Here is a 15,985-nt window from a genome sequence, read left to right as displayed (position 1 = left end):
GGAGCGCTCGCGGGAGCGGCGATTCCGCCGCGACGGGTCTTTGTCGGCATTGCAGGGTTGTTACGATCGTCGACAGGGGGCGGACCCGCCAATCCGTCCGATCGTCTCTAACCGACACGTCGCTTCGAGAAGCTTATGTCGATCGCGGAAAGCTGGCTGCCGGAGTTCGATCAGGAGATGCAGGGGACGCGCCGCACGCTGGAGCGGATCCCCGACGACAAGCTCGACTGGCGGGCCCATCCGAAGTCGAACACGATGGGCTGGGTCGGCGCGCATCTCGCCGACATCGCCGGCTGGGTCGTCCCGACGCTGACGATGCCTTCGCTGCATCTGCACCCGCCCGGCGCTCCGCCGAGCGAACCGGCGCCGCCGCCCGGGTCGACGCAGCAGATTCTCGACGCGTTCGACAGGAACGTCGCCGCCTCCCGTCAGGCGCTGGCGTCCGCGCAGGACGAAACCTTCGCCGAACCCTGGTCGCTCCTGTTCCAGGGAAACGTGATCTTCACCGAACCGAAGCGAGACGTTCTGCGCGGTTTCGTGATGAGTCACATGATCCATCACCGCGCGATCCTGACGGTCTACCTGCGGATGAACGACGCCCCCGTGCCGGCGCTCTACGGACCCTCGGGCGACGAGAACCCGTTCGGGTGAGCGAACCTTCGCTCGTAGGGGCACTGCGCGATTGCCGTCTTGGCTAGCGGGGGACGGGAGTCCCCCGAGTCCGGTTCGCGACGCAGTCGCAGAACGCAGAACGCAGAGCCGTCTCGATACGGCAATGGTTAATTCCGCCGAGTTGCCCGATACGAATCTCGCTGCGCTCGTTCGTCGGACTCGGGGGATTGCCATCCCCCGCTCGCCTCAAACGCGCGAAGCGGACGGCGTAAAGAAAAGTGTCGCCTTCTCAGGTGGACACCCCCTATCGTTCACTTGGCGGGGATCAGCGCCGGCCCAGGCGTCGCAGTCGAAATCCTAGGCTCCTCGACTCGTGACAGGCCCACGACGACCGCGCGCCCCCGCCAGCCGACGTCGGCCTTTTTCGTACACACCGAACGAGACGCAATTCAGCGAAACTCGAATGAATCGCCCGCCGCACCTTGGAAGCGGACACGGAAACATGCTTCCTGTCCGTGTGCCATGGCTGGCTTGCCCAGCCGTGCCGAGCGCCGGTGTCGACTCGGAGTCGGAATCGACGGGCTCGCGCGGGTCGGCGGTTGCAGTTGTCTTGAATCGCAGGATCGGACCTTCGCCGGCAGCACGGCTGGGCAAGCCAGCCATGGCACACAAGATTCGAGCCGCGCCGACGACGGCTGATAACCGTCGACGCCAGAACTTCCCTTGACGCGTGCGAGGCGGAATCTTTAGGAAATCTGCCGGCTCGGGCTGCGCAATTCGGCGCAGGGGCCAGTTTCCGATTCCGATCGCGCGCGTTCATGGACGACCCGCTGCGCCAGCCGCGAAATCACGTCGCCTCCGGTCACGGGGCTGCGCTGGCATTGCGACTTGCGGGCACGGCGACCGTTACGCTCCTCGCGGCGCTGCTGGCGATCGGTTCGTTCGGCTGCCGCAGCAATCCGGTCGACCAGGCCTACGTCCAGACGCTCCACTCCGAGATCCGGATGCTGGAGGACGAGATCTTCGCGATCGAGTCCGAATACGAAAAGAATCTCGCCCTGCTGCAAGCCTGCGAGAACCGCGACGCCGTCGTCAGCGAGCGATCGACCGTTCGCGGCAGCAGTTCCAATCCGCTGCGCAGCCTGCCGTCGATTCTCGAACCGAAACGATCGAGCCGCGAGCCGGTCGAGGCCGAGTTGCTTCCCCCCGCGATCGACGCGGGCGTGCCCCTCTCGTCCGGTTCCTCGTCGAACGGAACGCTGTCCCGCCCCGCTCCGTCGGGCTCGCGATCGAGCGTGGGCGGATCGCTGGATCAGCCGATGATGCTGGAGGCGCCGAACATCGACATGGGCGAATTCGACCCCTCGTTCGGCGAGATCGAACAGCAGTCGTACGAAGAGTCCTTCGACGTGCAGACCGAGGCTCGCGTGACGCACATCGTGCTCAACCCGCGACTGACCGGCGGGCTCGACTTCAACGGCGCGCCGGGCGACGACGGCCTGAGCGTCGTGGTCGAGCCGCGGAACCAGGACGACGTCTTCGTCCCGCTGGCCGGAAACATGTCGCTCGTTCTGCTCGATCCGCGGCAGGAAGGGGACGCCGCTCGCGTGGCCCGGTGGGATCTTCCTGCGGACGAAGTGCGACGTCGCATCAAGACCGACGAACCGACCGCGCCGGGCATTCATCTGAAGTTGCCCTGGAACGCGCTCCCTCCGTCTCACGAGGATCTGCTCCTGTTCGTGCGATACGAGACCGCCGACGGACGACAGGTCGAAGCCCAGGCGGCGCTCACGCTGGCGGTCTCCGGCAAAAGCTCTACCCGCTGGACGCCCCGATCGCCCGATGCGGCGGGCGCGAAAGCCGATCCTCGGCATGCCGTGCCGCCCCACCTGTCCGCTGCGGATCTTCCGCCGGCGTCGTCCGTCCCCACGGTCGCCGATCTGCGGCGAGACGAATCGGATTCGATCTGGACCGCGCCGAAGAGTCGCGTCGCGCCTGCCGGCGCCGAAACGCCGATCGAACCCGCCGCGCCTCCCAGGGCGAACCTCAAGCCTCCCGAGTGGAAGCCGTATCGGTAGTCGCCTCGGAACCGTCCTGTAGAGCTGGCGACTCTTTGTAGGGCTGGCGCCCTCGCCTGCCATTGCAGCGGCTACCAGCGTCGTGGCAGGCGAGGACGCCAGCCCTACATGCCCCGTCGGCATAGTTCGTTCGCAAGCGGTCCCGTAAAATGAGCCGTCGGCGCCGCGGGCGTCGTTGCTCGACTCTCCGCCCGGTTCGCGATGCGCCAGACGCTCTTCTACATCCCCGACACGATCGGGGGAGTTCCTGTTTTCGGCGTCGGCATCGCCCTCGCGCTGTGGGTTCTCGGCTGCGCGGCCTTCTTGGTCTGGACGCTGGTCGTCAAGAAGCGTCCGGTCGACTGGCTGGGGACGCTGCCGATCATGGCTATCGCGGGGGGGATCGTCTGGAAGATCCTGCCGGGGATGGTCGAAAAGATCCCGGGCGACGGCGCCGGGCTACCCATTCGCGGCTACGGCGTGATGCTGCTGCTCGCGATGGTCGCCGCGGTCTTCATCGCCGTTCATCGCGCGCGGCAGGTCGGCTATCCGACCGAGGCGATCGTCACGATGACGTTCTTCGCCTTCGTCTTCGGCATCGGAGGCGCGCGCCTCTTTTACGTCGTTCAGTTCTGGAACGAACAGTTCGATCGCGGCGGCGACCTCTGGGCGACGCTGCTGTCGATCGCCAACGTCACTCAGGGGGGACTCGTCGTTTACGGCGGCTTCATCGGCGGCGGGCTCGGCATCCTGGGATACCTGTTGTGGAATAACCTGCCCGTCTATCGCACGGGAGACATCGTCGCCCCCAGCCTGATGATCGGCCTGGCGATCGGACGGATCGGGTGCCTGCTCAACGGATGCTGCTACGGCGGCGTCTGCGACAAGCCCTGGATGGCGCTCCAGTTTCCCGCGGGCTCCGTTCCTTATATGGAACAGTTGCACCGCGGAGAGCTCGTCGGCCTGACGCTGGAGCGAACCGGCGACGACGAGAGTTTTCAGGCGGCCCAGGTCGTCTCCGGCGGAGTCGCCGATCGCGCGGGCGTTCGCGAGGGGGATCGACTGGCGATGGCCAGTCTCGGCAGCCGATTGAACGATGCCTTCGTCGATCCGGACGTGGCGAAGGAGACGACCGTGCTGGAGTTCGACACGCCTGATCGCGGAACGGTCGAAGTGCTCGCGAGCGATCTGCCGCGCGCCAGTCTGCCCCTTTATCCGACGCAGATCTTCGCGACCATCGACGCTGCCCTGCTCTGCGCGCTGCTCTGGTTCGCGTATCCCTTCCGCCGACGCGAGGGGCAGATCTTCGGCCTGCTGCTGATCCTGTATCCGATCACGCGATTCATCGAGGAATCGATTCGCGATGACGTCGGCGGCTACTTCGGGACGTCGCTGACGATCTCGCAGCTCGTCAGCTTGGCGATGCTCGTCGTCGCCCTGCTCTACTGGGTCGGCCTGTACGCCAGCTCTCCGCCGATTCCGGAAGAAGAGAGACGAGCCGGCGCTCCGGCCCCTGCGTGAGGGACATGTTCTTTTGTAGGTCAGGCATCGCCTGACGACTACTTCGGTTCGTTCCGTCGTGAGCTTCGCTGGACGAAAACCCTTTTGAGGGAGGCGTCAATCGATAGCCGTCAGGCAATGCCTGACCTACCGACGACGAAGACCTCACGTCACCGCTTGCGGCGGTTTCGGCAGCGGGGTGGTCGGCTTGAGCCTTCCGCAGAGGGGGCAGGCCTCGCTCTCGGGCGGGATCTGTCGCCGGCAGCGCAGGCAGGGGACATAGTGCGAGGTCCGCTCGGCCTGGATCCGCAGGTAGCTGCTGACCAGGTGCGTACCGACCACGATGAACAGCATGGCCGCGGAAACCGCCGCGAGCAGCGCGATCGCTGCCGGCGATCCGTAAGAGAAAGGTTCCAGGATCTGTTCTTCGCCCATCTGTCCCCGATTCGACCTTTCCCGCCTGATTCAAACCCCGTCGAACGCGTCCGCTTCGCCGCCGTCGTTCAGCCGCCGCTCCAGACGTTGCAGGCGAGCCTCCAGGGCCTGGAGCCTGCGCTCGCCGGTAAGTTGCGCCTGGGTCATTTCCCGCTGCGCCTCTTCGAGCCGATCGAACTGTTCCTGCATATGGGCGACGATCTCCTCCATTCGGTCGATCCGAATGAAGAGAATCTCCTCGTCCTCGTCCCGCGGCGACACGTGCTTGTCCGTCCTTCGCGCTACCTGCGATTCGTCCCGGGCGAAGGCCCGTCCGACGGCTGATTGACGCCTTTCGCGCACGATCGATAGACTTTACGATCGCCAGCGATCGACGAACTCCGACAGATTGCCCGCAGGGCTGCGTTCCCTGCGATTACGGCGGCATCTCGCGCTTTCCGCGTTCGAGTCGCCGCTACCTTTCGACCGACCGTCTTCCCCGATTTCGAGTCTTCGCATGTCCGTTTCGAGCCAGAGCATCGAGCAACTCGCCATCAACACCATCCGGACGCTGTCGATGGACGCCGTGCAGGCGGCCAACAGCGGTCATCCGGGTACGCCGATGGCGCTCGCTCCGGTCACCTACTCGCTCTGGTCGGACACGCTGAAGTACGACCCGGCGCTGCCGAACTGGCCCGCCCGCGATCGATTCATTCTATCGTGCGGCCACGCGTCGATGCTGCTCTACTCGACGCTCCATCTGGCCGGGGTGAAGGGCCTGTCGAAGGACGGAACCGTCGAGGATCGGCCCTCCATCACGCTGGACGACATCAAGAAGTTCCGCCAGCTCGACAGTCCCTGCGCGGGACACCCCGAGTACAGCTACGCCGCCGGCATCGAGACGACGACCGGCCCGCTCGGTCAGGGCGTCGGCAACAGCGTCGGTATGGCGATCGCCGCCAAGTGGATGAGCGCGACGTACGACAAGCCGGGCTACGACCTGTTCGGCTTCGACGTCTACGCCCTGTGCAGCGACGGCGACATCATGGAAGGCATCTGCGCCGAAGCCGCGTCGATCGCCGGTCATCTGAAACTCGGCAACCTCTGCTGGATCTACGACGACAACGGCATCACCATCGAAGGCGAAACCGAACTCGCCTTCAGCGAGAACGTCGGCAAGCGCTTCGAAGGCCTCGGCTGGCGCGTGCTGCACGTCGACGACGCCAACGATCTGGAAGCGATCCACGGCGCGTTCGAGTCCTTCCAGGAAAACCAGGACAAGCCGACGCTGATCGTCCTGAAGTCGGTCATCGGCTGGGGCTCGCCCAATAAGGCGAACACCCACGGCGCGCACGGCGCCCCGCTCGGCGACGACGAGATCAAGCTCACGAAGAAGGCCTACGGCTGGCCCGAGAACGAGAAGTTCTTCGTGCCGGACGGCGTCCGCGAGCACTTCGACCGCACGGTCGGCGCCCGGGGCCGCGAAGCGACCGAGACCTGGTACGCCAAGTTCGACGACTACGCCAAGAAGTTTCCGGCCGAAGCCAAGCAACTCCAGTCGATCTGGAAGCGGGAGCTGCCGCAGGGCTGGGACAAGGACGTGCCGAACTTCCCGGCCGACGAGAAGGGCCTCGCCAGCCGCGTCTCCTCGGGCAAGGTGCTGAACGGCCTGGCCAAGAACATCCCCTGGCTGATCGGCGGTTCGGCGGATCTCGCCGGTTCGACGATGACGCTGCTCGACGGGGAGAAGAGCTTCTCGTCGCACGACTACTCGGGCCGCAACTTTCACTGGGGCATCCGCGAGCACGGCATGGCCGCGGCCTGCAACGGCATGTCGCTCTGCGGCATTCGCGCGTACGGGGCGACGTTCTTCGTCTTCACGGACTACATGCGTCCGTCGATGCGGCTGGCCAGCATCATGCACCAGCCGACGCTGTTCGTCCTGACGCATGATTCGATCGGCCTGGGCGAAGACGGCCCGACGCATCAGCCGATCGAGCATCTCGCCGCGATGCGGGCGATCCCCGGCATGTTCGTGATGCGTCCGGGCGACGCCAACGAAACGGCCGAGTGCTACAAGGCGGCCATGCTGATGAACGACCACCCGGTCAGCATGGTTCTCTCCCGCCAGAACCTGCCGACGCTCGACCGGACGAAGTACGGCGCCGCCGTGGGGTCCGCCAAGGGGGGCTACATCCTGGCCGACTGCGAAGGGACGCCCGAGGTGATCCTGATGGCGACCGGCAGCGAGGTCGCGATCGCCCTCGACGGCTATAAGCTGCTGACCGAGAAGGGCGTGAAGGCCCGCATGGTGAGCATGCCCTGCATGGAACTCTTCAAGAAGCAGGACGAGGCTTACCGTCACTCCGTCCTGCCCCCGAACGTGCAGGCCCGCGTCGCGGTCGAAGCCGGCCTGATGCAGGGCTGGGAGCAACTCCTCGGCGAGCGCGGCCGCTTCGTCGGCATGGAAACCTTCGGCGCCTCCGGCCCGATGAAAGCTCTCTACGAGCAGTTCAAGATCACCCCCGCCAACGTCGCCGCCCAGGCCCTCGAAAGCATCAAGAACGGCAAGCAGGCGAAGTAGGTTCGAATTGAAGTCGACCTGTGATGACTCAACGTGAACCTACTTGTCTGATTATTCAATGGATGCGTTCGAAGCCGTCGTGGCCGCAATTCTGGAACGCGACGGCTTTTGGGTTCGGACGTCGCTCAAGGTGAGCCTGACGCCGCAGGAAAAGCGAGACATAGGTCGCGCGACGTCGCCTCGTTGGGAACTCGATGTCGTCGGATATCGGCCCGGCGATAACCTATTGCGTGTGGTCGAGTGCAAGTCATATCTGGACTCCAGCGGCGTCAACCGCGCGGCATTCGATCATAGCAGTCGCTTTGCGAAGCGATTCAAACTCTTCAATGAGCCCGTCACGAGGAGGGTCGTGTTTAACCGACTCATCGCTCAACTGGCGGCAACGAAGTCTGTGAGGAAAGCGCCTAAAGTGCAGCTTTGCCTCGCAGCCGGACGGATCGCGCCTTCGAGTCGTGAGACGGTCAGGTCATACTTTCAACTAATGGGATGGGAACTGTATGACGCCGAGTGGCTGCGTGAAAGCATCATTCGTATGGCGGCTGACGGATACGACAATCCAATCGCGGCTGTGACTGCGAAGCTAATCCTGCGTGAGTTCAAGTAAGTGAGCCTCTCGCCATTGCTCAGGCGATTGGAAGAATCGGATCGCAGAGCCGGGTGCCACTGGCTCCGCCAGTGCCCCGGCGTCAGTGAAGACTGCCCATCGGCAAAGGCGTAAGTCGGGGCAGGTCGAAGTCGGGGGTGGCTAAGGCATCCAAGTAGAAGCGAACCGACGACCACTTCCATTCGATGGCCCGCTCGCAGAGGCCCCGCTTCACCGGGTTGCCGTGCAGGTAGTCGAGGCTGGCGGCGATGGCCTCCGGGGTGAATAGGTTGCGGTCGTAGCCGCCGCCAGGCATCCAGAAGCGGAAGGTCTTCTTGCCGGGACGTTCCTGCACGGTCAGTCGTTCGAGCAGTTCCGGGTTCTCGGTAGAGAGAGCTTTGTGCATCTGCTCGGAGAACGGCTGCTTGATCCGGGCGAGGTAGAGGTCGAGCCGCGGGTTCGCATCGTCTGGCTGAACGAGCAGATGAACGTGCTCCGGCATGAAGACGAAGGCCAGCAATCGGACGTTCGTCTCCTCGCCTGCGGCATCGATGCAACGGGCGAGCTTTCTTCGACGATCGTCGGAGTCGAGCAGCGGCAGACGTCGGAAGCACGAGAAAGTCAGCTCGTGCAGGTGGCCTGGCTCGTGGTAACGACGGAGCTTCTTTCGAGGTTCCATTTCGTCAATCGAAGTGGAAGACTGGTTGCCGGGTTCCGTCGGGGCACTGGCGGAGCCAGTGGCACCCGACGATTCGCGGTTCGAGGGTCACTGATCGCGGACGTTCCGTCCACGCACAGCAGGTCCGGACTTCGCACGCAGGCAGCATTCCCGTCGCGACGATTGTAGCGATGGGGAGGGAGCGGACGCTTCGCATTCGGTCGCATCGTGCCGCGGCAGGCCTACTTGAAGATCGCAGGGACGCACGGGAAGCTACGATCGACGTAGTCGTTCGCTGATCTCCCACGCTTCCAGGATCTGATCGTGCCCGAGTACGAAAAAGGGCAGTTCGTCGTGCTGATGCGCGACGGCTCGTCGTTCAACGTCGAAAGCGACGACTGGCGTCATGACGAGAAGGCGAAAGCGTTTCGCTTCTTCGACATCGACGAGACGCCCGAAGGACCGAAGAACCACGAGGTCGCCTGGATCGCGCAGGAAGAGGTCCGCGGCGTCGTCGAAGCCGAGCGGATCACCAAGCGACGCGACACGCTCTCCCGAATCGTCGATTCAGGCCTCGAAGGTCCGACGCGGAAAGCCGCGACCCGCAAGGCCGCCGCGAAGCGGGCGCAGGACTGAGAGGTCCGACGTCGGCGAAGCCTCGCCTTTAAGGACGCGCGAGCGGAACCGCTCGTCGATTCTGGAGAGCAGGAAATATGCGGCGCTGCTCCAGGTAGGCCGATCCGTGAGCGTCCATCGCTCAACGTCAGGAAAGCTCTCCGACCGCTCCCTGCATGCCCACCCTGCTTCGCGATGTGGGCATGGCACACCAGACAGAATCCATCCTGACGAGTACTGATCGACGGCCCGCTAAGGTCGCTGAAAGCTGATGGGCAGCGCGCTCAACTCAGCGGAGCCGGGATCGCCGGAGAAGACCACCGTGCCCTCGCGCGACGCTTCGCCCGGAAGCATGTCGATCGTCAGTTCGGCAGACTCGGTTTCGCCGTCGCTCGAACGCTTTTCCACCCGCACGACGACCGACGCCGCGGCTTGCGTGCCGCGGTTATGCACGACGACGGGGACGGAGAATCCGCCCGGCGCCGGGGCCGGTTCGCCGAGCCGCGCTTCGAGCGACGGAGGGCTCGGCGTCACCGCGATCGCATCGTACGCGAGGTAGCCGACGGTCGTCGATACGAGCAGCGCCCCGACGCCGAAGACGAGCCATTCAAGCCAGTTCTTGTCGCTCTTCATCGATGCGCCTGTTTCGTCTTCGCCGCACACTATTACTGTGTCGCTCCTGAGTGCGACTGCTCACTGCGACTGAATGAGCAGCCGGCCCGCGCAGGCGCCGAGGGTAGAGGGGAAGGCCAGCACGACGATCTGCGAAACGGCTTCGAAGGGAGCGTTCCCCTCCAGCCGTTCGAAGAACCAGAGCATCATCGCCGACGCGGCCAGCGCGGCCCCGTAACTGCCGGCGAGACCGACGGCGATTCCTGCGACGCTTTTCTTCGGCAGTAGCCGGCCCGACCCGCGAAAGTCGCTGAAGAACAGGATCACCGTCCCGATCGTCAGCGACAGCGCGACCAGGCCGAGCAGCCGGGGAGACGACGCCTCCATGCCGAGCCGCGGAATCTCCAGCGTCGCTCCGATGTTCGACGCGAACAGCACGGCGCCGCAGAAGGCGAGCGTCAGGTGGCCCAGCCGATCGAACGCGGAGACGGGCCGGTCCGGATCGGATTTCAATTCGGAGGCAGGATCGTCCTTCATGCCGCCGTCATCGCCCTCCCCGCTCGCTCCGCCGAGTTGGGCCGTGCCGACCGAGACGCCGACGGCGACGGTCATCGAGGCGATCACGATCTTGCCTACGATCTCGGACAGCGGCATGTCGAACTCGATCTGCGCCAGCAGAAACAGCACGAGCGCCGAGATCACCAGCCCGATCCCCATCTCCTCGATCGAATCGACCGCGACCTCCCACCATCGGGCGTCCCGCCGCATGCCCGCGAAGCGGTTGTAGCCCAGCAACAGGCAGAAGCTGACGGCCACGTAGGCGATCAACCGCGGCGAGTCGGCGAGGAAGCCGGTATGCCAGAGTTCTTCCGTATAGAGCAGCGGCATGCTGAAGAGCAGGCCGCCCGCCGTGCCGCGGCCATACTCGCGGATCGACTCGCGAAGTTCGCGTCGTTCCGGATCGGGGTCGCTCGAATCGAAGGCCATGGAGTTCCGAATCGAAAAGACGCCGCTTAAGCCTGCTTCTCGGCCTTCCGCTCGGCCAGTTCGTAGAAGTGCTTCACGGCCCGGCCGCTTACCGTCTTCTTAGCCAGCAGTTCGGCGACGAGAAGCTCGACCGCCATCCAGAGCGCGGGGTCGTCGAGCAGGTACTCGGTCTTGTCGAGGAAGCGGCGTTCCAGCTTTTCGGCCTGCCGTTCGGTCGCCGCCCGCGTCGCGATCAGTTCGCGCACCGCCCGCAGATCGGCGCCTGCGTGGCCATGCGAATAGGCGCCGGTGTGCCGGGCCTCGGCGACCATCCCGGCGAGCAGAAAGATCGATTCGTCCTCGACGAAGTCCTTCGACGGTCGGGCCATGCCGCGAGTCAGTTCGACCGCTCCCAGGCGAAGCTGATTTGGGAGGACGCTCACGCGATGGACGGGACGCCCCAGGTAGAGCGCGAGGACCGCATGCCCTGCCTCGTGATAGGCCGTCGCCTTCTCGATTTCCGAGTCCCCATCCTGTTTTTCCGCTTCGTCGGTCATATCGCAAGTCTACGCGCTCGGCCCGTCGTCGGATGCGCGAAGGCGGGGTTTTCGGCGCCGGGCTTCGCTTCGGTTAGACTATTTCGATGAACCCGCCTGCGTGGGCGTTCGCTGCGAACTCTCCTCTCTCCGCCGCGCAAAGGATCCCGCCATGAATCTGCGTTCCAACCCGTCGCGTCGCGACTTCGTTCTGACGGCGACCGCCGCTGCCGCGGCCGCCGCTCTGCCCACCATCATCCCGGCCAGCGCTCTGGGCAAAGACGGAGCCACGGCGCCGAGCGAGCGGATCAACCTGGGCGTGATCGGCATCGGGCCGCGCTGCACGTACGACCTGACGTCGATGCTGGAGATGGCCGACCTGCGGTGCGTCGCGATCGCCGACGTGCAGGCCAGCCGCCGCGACGCGGGGAAGAAGCTGGTCGACGGGAAATACGGCGACAGCGACTGCAAGCTCTATCGCGACTTTCGCGAGGTCCTCGACCGGAAGGATATCGACGCCGTGCTGATCGCAACGGGCGATCGCTGGCACGCGGCGGCGTCGATCCTCGCGGCGGAGGTCGGCAAGGACGTCTACAGCGAGAAGCCCTGCGGCATCACCATCGGCGACTGCCAGACGCTCGCCGACACGATGCATCGCGAGAAGCGGGTCTTCCAGGCCGGTACCCAGCGACGCAGCGTGCCCAACTTCGAGACCGCGGTGAAGCTCGCCCAGAGCGGAAAGCTCGGCAAGCTCCATACGCTGCACGCTTCGGCTTACATGCCCGTGCTCGATAACACGTGGCTGCCCGCCCAGCCGCAGCCGGCGAAGGAAGCCTGCGACTGGAACCTCTGGCTCGGGCCGGCCGCGTGGCGACCCTTCAATCAGAAGTACGTCGACGGCGGCTGGCGCGGTCACTGGGACTTCGACTCGGGCGCCCGGCTGCTCGACTGGACGGCCCATACGCTCGATCTGTGCCAGTGGGCGAACCAGGCCGACGACACCATGCCGATCGCGTACGAACCGCAGAGCGACAAGATCGTCTGCACTTACGCGAACGACGTGAAGCTGATCATCGACTTCCTGCCCGAGCCCTTCGGCAACCGCGATCCGCATTACGTCACGCGGCTGGGCACCTGCCCCGTGCGATTCATCGGCGACGAGGGCTCGGTCGAAACGGGCGACAGCGGGGAGGTTCTCGCGTCGACGCCGGCGTTGCAGAAGGAGATCCCCGACGCGGCGACGAAGGTCCGCGGTCTCGACGTCGGCGCCCACGCGCGGAACTGGATCGACTGCATCCGCTCGCGCAGCATGGCGAACGCCAATCAGGACGTCATGCGCCGATCCCACATCGCGTCGCACGCCGCCGCGATCGCCTGGATCCTCCGTCGGAAGGTAGAGCTCGATCCGGTCAAAGAAGAGTTCGTCAACGACGACGAAGCGAACTTGCTCCGCACGCGGCCCGCGCGGACCTGGGCGGTCTGATCCGAACGTCTCGCGTCGCGCTCTTCCGTCGGGGCGTTCATCGGATGAATCTACTCAGCGATTCGGAAGTCGAACTCTATCGACTTCCGCCGGGACTCTACGATGCGCAGCATCGCGCGCTCGGACAAAAGCTCCACCGGGAAGGCGTTGGCGGGATCGAGGCGTCGTACCTGGGGCCGAAGCCCTGGTCGCAGGAGGGCGTCTACGATCTCGATTTTCTGAAGCACTATCGCGACATCGAGCGCCTTTCGATTTCGCTTCCGGGCGTCTTATCTTACGACCCGATCGAGCGCTTCGCCTCGTCGCTGAATTGGCTCAGTCTGGGCGAGACGAAATCGAAGAAAGCATCGCTCGCCTTCCTCGAATCGTTCACGGAGCTGCGCGAACTCGGCCTGATCGGGAATCTAAAGAACTTCGAGACGATCGGAAAGCTCGTCGGACTCCAGCGACTCTGGCTCGGCAGCCAGTCGTCGCCAGATCTGTCGATCCTCGCAGGCATGAAGAAGCTGGAGCGATTTCATCTGCAGTTCGGCAGCGCGACGGACATCTCGCCCGTCGCGGACCTGCCCAAACTGAAGGCGCTCAGTCTGATGCGTGTCCGCGGGCTGGCCGACCTCGGTCCGGTCGCCTCGATCGCGACGCTGCAGTACCTGTTGCTGGACGGGCTGAAACAGGTCACGCGACTGCCCGGTCTCGGAATGCTTAAGAAGCTGCGCCGGGTTCATCTGGAGACGATGAACGGGCTCGAAACGCTGGAGGGACTGGACAAAGCGCCGGCGCTGGAAGACCTGATCGTGATGGAATGTTACAAGCTTCCGCCCGAGGCGTTCGCCTGCTTGAAAGGACATCGCAAACTGAAGGCCGTTCTGCCGGGCATCGGCCTCATCGGCTCGAAGAAGGTTCTCGAAGTCGAGGCTATGTTCGCCGGCAAACGAATGGACGGCTTCTACGCCACGCCGCACCAGACGTTCACGCTGAAGTAGAAAAGAGGCTGTCGCGGACTGTCGAAGCGAAGCGCCGCGCGCGACGCTTGCAGGATCGACCCCCCACCGCCCCGAAGGCTTTTCTCCCGGAAGCCCCCATCATGAAGTTCACGAAGATCCTCTGCCCCACCGACTTCTCCGATTTCAGCCGCGCCGCGGTCGAGATGGCGACGGCGCTCGCTCGCGAAAGCGAAGCCGAGTTGATCCTGCTGCACGCGGCAGACGTCCCGATGGCGATCGGCAACGATCGAGATCCCGCGATCGAGGAGCACGAAGCTCTTCAGTTACTCGAACGACGCCTCGAGCAATTCCCGATTCCTGAACCGAGGCCCCGCGTCCGGAGGCTCGTCGTCGAGGGAGATCCGGGCGCGGCGATCATCGACGTCGCGCGCGACGAGCGGGCCGACCTGATCGTCATTTCGACGCATGGTCGCAGCGGGTGGACCCGTCTGCTCATGGGGAGCACCGCGGAGTACGTCGTTCGCAACGCCGAGTGCCCCGTCCTGTCGCTGAGAAGCTCGGACGCAGGCGGCAAACTGGCGTAGGCGGGGTCCTGTCCTCGAACGGCTTCTCCGCGGATCGCATGTCACGTCTTCGCATCCGCAGTCTTATAAGGTTCGAAACTATGTCCGCCGCATCGTCGAAGAATTCTGCTGCGCGACTCGTCGCGACGCTCCTCTTTCTGAGCTTCGTCGGCACGGCGTTCGGACAGCGGGCGTATCCGCCGAAGCTGGAGGGTGCGCAGGAACGCGTCTATAAGACCGTCGGCGACGTCAAGCTGAAGCTCTGGATCTACTCGCCGGAAGGCCATCGGCCGACCGACGCGAAACCAGCGATCGTCTTCTTCTTCGGCGGCGGCTGGACGAGCGGCTCGCCGGAACAGTTCGAACAGCAGTGCCGCTACCTCGCCTCGCGCGGCATGGTGGCGATCACCGCGGACTATCGCGTCGGCAGTCGCCACAAGGTCAAGGCCGTCGACTGCGTCCGCGACGCCAAGTCGGCGGTGCGATGGGTCCGCGCTCACGCCGCCGAACTGGGCGTCGATCCGACTCGCATCGCCGCCGGCGGCGGATCGGCAGGCGGGCACCTCGCGGCCTGCACGGGCACGATCGACGGCTTCGACGAAGCAGAGGAGGACGCGTCCATCAGTTCGCGCCCCGAAGCGCTCGTCCTGTTCAACCCTGCGGTCTCGTTCGACCCGAGCCTTCCCAAGGCGGACCGCGAACGGGCGGCCGGTCTCGCGAAGCGCCTGGGCGTCGAACCGACGGCTCTCTCGCCGGCGAATCACGTCGACGCGAAGGATCCTCCCACGATCGTCCTGATCGGAACGAAGGACTTCCTCATCGAGGGAAACCGCCAGTTCGCCCAGCGGATGAAGGCGGCGGGCGTGCGGTGCGAACTCGATCTCTACGAGGGTCGCGAGCACGGCTTCTTCAACTACGGAAACGCGGGCGGCAAGGACTTCCTGGCGACGCTCGCCTCCGCCGATCGGTTCCTCGCCTCCCTCGGCTGGCTCGAAGGCGAACCGACGGTCGAGCAGTTCTTCGCGAAGAATTGATGAGATCTGCTTCGAGAACAATGGATTTCAGAGGCGATGGCCAAGCAATACGAAACCTGGAAAACTGGGCAGCTCAGGTTGACGAGCGACTGGGCTGCCCTGCTCGTCTCCTCGAAGAATGACGATTGCTCCGCCGCGACGCGCGAGAGTCCGCGTCAGTCGGCGGCCTCAGTTAGCAGGTCGAAGTCCTCTTTGAACTCGAACGGAAGCTCGAAGGTCTGGCCGTCGATATCGACCTTCGCCTTGCCAGTTCGATAGTAATCGACCCAGACGACGCGGACTTTCGGACCGCCTGAACTCGCTTTCAGAGTTACGCTGCGTTTCGTCTCAGTCTCGGTTCCGAACGTGCGTTCCGTCTTCTTCTCGATGCCGGCCTGCACAGCCGCGCCTATTTCCGCGAACCACGCGTGCACCTTTCCTTTGACCTCGACGCCGGCCGTCCATCCGTCGGATACGGACGTCGTGTGACGTACGCGAACGGTGTCCTCGACCACCTTTTCCGTCCCCGGCGTCATCAAAATGGACGGGCTCTTTTTCACGATGACGGACTTCATCTCCGTATCGAGGGCTACGTCCACCACTTCGATCGCAGGCTCGTCCCAAGTTTCCCGCACGAGCTTCGATAAACGCTCTAGATCCGACTTCGCCTTCTGCGATTCAGGATATTTGGCGACGAGCGCGGAATAGCACCCCAACGCGTCGTAATAGCGCCGCTTCGATTCATACAATTTCGCCAGACGCTCGTGAACGCGATACGACGTTGGATCGAGTCGTACCGCCTCCGTTAGCAGTCCGTTGATTTCCCTGTTCGCGAGAGCCTGAGC

17 protein-coding genes are annotated in these 15,985 nt (G+C 64.5%); 10 read left to right on the top strand and 7 right to left on the bottom strand.

Annotated features, from left to right (window positions below):
- Nucleotides 1-135 precede the first annotated feature (135 nt).
- The 3 genes from SH602x_RS11850 (at nucleotide 136) to SH602x_RS11840 (ending at nucleotide 4,190) form a co-directional block, all read left to right on the top strand.
- Complete coding sequence (locus SH602x_RS11850) at nucleotides 136-651, top strand: DinB family protein (RefSeq protein WP_479476988.1); 516 nt, start codon at nucleotides 136-138, stop codon at nucleotides 649-651.
- A 779-nt stretch (nucleotides 652-1,430) separates the two neighbouring features.
- Nucleotides 1,431-2,690, top strand: a complete 1,260-nt coding sequence (locus SH602x_RS11845) for a hypothetical protein (protein WP_479476987.1) — start codon at nucleotides 1,431-1,433, stop codon at nucleotides 2,688-2,690.
- A 201-nt stretch (nucleotides 2,691-2,891) separates the two neighbouring features.
- Entirely contained in the window at nucleotides 2,892-4,190 is a 1,299-nt protein-coding gene (locus SH602x_RS11840; protein ID WP_479476986.1) for a prolipoprotein diacylglyceryl transferase, read from the top strand.
- A gap of 144 nt (nucleotides 4,191-4,334) precedes the next feature.
- On the opposite strand, the gene SH602x_RS11835 is transcribed toward SH602x_RS11840, so the two are convergent.
- The gene (locus SH602x_RS11835; protein ID WP_479476985.1) at nucleotides 4,335-4,604 is read right to left on the bottom strand and encodes a hypothetical protein; all 270 of its coding nucleotides are present in this window, start codon (nucleotides 4,602-4,604) and stop codon (nucleotides 4,335-4,337) included.
- A gap of 30 nt (nucleotides 4,605-4,634) precedes the next feature.
- Nucleotides 4,635-4,865 (bottom strand): hypothetical protein, encoded by a 231-nt coding sequence (locus SH602x_RS11830; RefSeq protein ID WP_479476984.1) that lies wholly within the window; start codon nucleotides 4,863-4,865, stop codon nucleotides 4,635-4,637.
- 235 nt (nucleotides 4,866-5,100) lie between these two features.
- On the opposite strand from SH602x_RS11830, the gene tkt reads away from it, so the two are divergent.
- Together tkt and SH602x_RS11820 are read left to right on the top strand one after the other, a co-directional pair.
- On the top strand, nucleotides 5,101-7,167 hold the full coding sequence (gene tkt / locus SH602x_RS11825) for a transketolase (RefSeq protein WP_479476983.1): 2,067 nt from the start codon (nucleotides 5,101-5,103) through the stop codon (nucleotides 7,165-7,167).
- 43 nt (nucleotides 7,168-7,210) lie between these two features.
- Complete coding sequence (locus tag SH602x_RS11820) at nucleotides 7,211-7,771, top strand: hypothetical protein (RefSeq protein ID WP_479476982.1); 561 nt, start codon at nucleotides 7,211-7,213, stop codon at nucleotides 7,769-7,771.
- A gap of 82 nt (nucleotides 7,772-7,853) precedes the next feature.
- Here the strand turns inward: SH602x_RS11820 and SH602x_RS11815 are convergent, their stop codons facing one another.
- Complete coding sequence (locus tag SH602x_RS11815) at nucleotides 7,854-8,429, bottom strand: REP-associated tyrosine transposase (RefSeq protein ID WP_479476981.1); 576 nt, start codon at nucleotides 8,427-8,429, stop codon at nucleotides 7,854-7,856.
- A 303-nt stretch (nucleotides 8,430-8,732) separates the two neighbouring features.
- Here SH602x_RS11815 and SH602x_RS11810 point away from each other — a divergent pair, with 303 nt between their 5' ends.
- On the top strand, nucleotides 8,733-9,044 hold the full coding sequence (locus tag SH602x_RS11810; RefSeq protein ID WP_479468249.1) for a hypothetical protein: 312 nt from the start codon (nucleotides 8,733-8,735) through the stop codon (nucleotides 9,042-9,044).
- A gap of 231 nt (nucleotides 9,045-9,275) precedes the next feature.
- On the opposite strand, the gene SH602x_RS11805 is transcribed toward SH602x_RS11810, so the two are convergent.
- Genes SH602x_RS11805 through SH602x_RS11795 form a run of 3 tightly spaced genes read right to left on the bottom strand, consistent with a single transcriptional unit; the run spans nucleotide 9,276 to nucleotide 11,158 of the window.
- Nucleotides 9,276-9,656, bottom strand: coding sequence for a hypothetical protein (locus tag SH602x_RS11805; protein ID WP_479476980.1), 381 nt, complete (start codon nucleotides 9,654-9,656; stop codon nucleotides 9,276-9,278).
- Nucleotides 9,657-9,716: 60 nt separating this feature from the next.
- Complete coding sequence (locus SH602x_RS11800) at nucleotides 9,717-10,622, bottom strand: TIGR02587 family membrane protein (protein WP_479476979.1); 906 nt, start codon at nucleotides 10,620-10,622, stop codon at nucleotides 9,717-9,719.
- A 26-nt stretch (nucleotides 10,623-10,648) separates the two neighbouring features.
- On the bottom strand, nucleotides 10,649-11,158 hold the full coding sequence (locus tag SH602x_RS11795; protein WP_479476978.1) for a hypothetical protein: 510 nt from the start codon (nucleotides 11,156-11,158) through the stop codon (nucleotides 10,649-10,651).
- 151 nt (nucleotides 11,159-11,309) lie between these two features.
- Between SH602x_RS11795 and SH602x_RS11790 the strand changes: the two genes are divergently transcribed.
- The 4 genes from SH602x_RS11790 (at nucleotide 11,310) to SH602x_RS11775 (ending at nucleotide 15,161) form a co-directional block, all read left to right on the top strand.
- Nucleotides 11,310-12,620: a Gfo/Idh/MocA family protein gene (locus SH602x_RS11790; protein WP_479476977.1), complete on the top strand. Its 1,311-nt coding sequence runs from the start codon at nucleotides 11,310-11,312 to the stop codon at nucleotides 12,618-12,620.
- 44 nt (nucleotides 12,621-12,664) lie between these two features.
- Complete coding sequence (locus SH602x_RS11785; protein ID WP_479476976.1) at nucleotides 12,665-13,603, top strand: leucine-rich repeat domain-containing protein; 939 nt, start codon at nucleotides 12,665-12,667, stop codon at nucleotides 13,601-13,603.
- 101 nt (nucleotides 13,604-13,704) lie between these two features.
- Nucleotides 13,705-14,148 (top strand): universal stress protein, encoded by a 444-nt coding sequence (locus SH602x_RS11780; RefSeq protein WP_479476975.1) that lies wholly within the window; start codon nucleotides 13,705-13,707, stop codon nucleotides 14,146-14,148.
- Between the two features lie 80 nt (nucleotides 14,149-14,228).
- Nucleotides 14,229-15,161: an alpha/beta hydrolase gene (locus tag SH602x_RS11775; RefSeq protein WP_479476974.1), complete on the top strand. Its 933-nt coding sequence runs from the start codon at nucleotides 14,229-14,231 to the stop codon at nucleotides 15,159-15,161.
- Between the two features lie 155 nt (nucleotides 15,162-15,316).
- Here SH602x_RS11775 and SH602x_RS11770 read toward each other — a convergent pair whose 3' ends face one another.
- Complete coding sequence (locus SH602x_RS11770; RefSeq protein WP_479476973.1) at nucleotides 15,317-15,889, bottom strand: hypothetical protein; 573 nt, start codon at nucleotides 15,887-15,889, stop codon at nucleotides 15,317-15,319.
- Nucleotides 15,890-15,985 lie beyond the last annotated feature (96 nt).

Source organism: Lignipirellula cremea, from assembly GCF_056501455.1.
The sequence above is the reverse complement of the archived record's forward strand: the minus strand, read 5'-3'. Positions and strand labels throughout refer to the sequence as shown.

Coding starts and splice junctions, on each gene's coding strand:
- SH602x_RS11850 (WP_479476988.1), top strand. CDS start 136: ATGTCGATCGCGGAAAGCTGGCTGCCGGAGTTCGATCAGGAGATGCAG.
- SH602x_RS11845 (WP_479476987.1), top strand. CDS start 1,431: ATGGACGACCCGCTGCGCCAGCCGCGAAATCACGTCGCCTCCGGTCAC.
- SH602x_RS11840 (WP_479476986.1), top strand. CDS start 2,892: ATGCGCCAGACGCTCTTCTACATCCCCGACACGATCGGGGGAGTTCCT.
- SH602x_RS11835 (WP_479476985.1), bottom strand. CDS start 4,604: ATGGGCGAAGAACAGATCCTGGAACCTTTCTCTTACGGATCGCCGGCA.
- tkt (WP_479476983.1), top strand. CDS start 5,101: ATGTCCGTTTCGAGCCAGAGCATCGAGCAACTCGCCATCAACACCATC.
- SH602x_RS11815 (WP_479476981.1), bottom strand. CDS start 8,429: ATGGAACCTCGAAAGAAGCTCCGTCGTTACCACGAGCCAGGCCACCTG.
- SH602x_RS11805 (WP_479476980.1), bottom strand. CDS start 9,656: ATGAAGAGCGACAAGAACTGGCTTGAATGGCTCGTCTTCGGCGTCGGG.
- SH602x_RS11800 (WP_479476979.1), bottom strand. CDS start 10,622: ATGGCCTTCGATTCGAGCGACCCCGATCCGGAACGACGCGAACTTCGC.
- SH602x_RS11795 (WP_479476978.1), bottom strand. CDS start 11,158: ATGACCGACGAAGCGGAAAAACAGGATGGGGACTCGGAAATCGAGAAG.
- SH602x_RS11790 (WP_479476977.1), top strand. CDS start 11,310: ATGAATCTGCGTTCCAACCCGTCGCGTCGCGACTTCGTTCTGACGGCG.
- SH602x_RS11785 (WP_479476976.1), top strand. CDS start 12,665: ATGAATCTACTCAGCGATTCGGAAGTCGAACTCTATCGACTTCCGCCG.
- SH602x_RS11780 (WP_479476975.1), top strand. CDS start 13,705: ATGAAGTTCACGAAGATCCTCTGCCCCACCGACTTCTCCGATTTCAGC.
- SH602x_RS11775 (WP_479476974.1), top strand. CDS start 14,229: ATGTCCGCCGCATCGTCGAAGAATTCTGCTGCGCGACTCGTCGCGACG.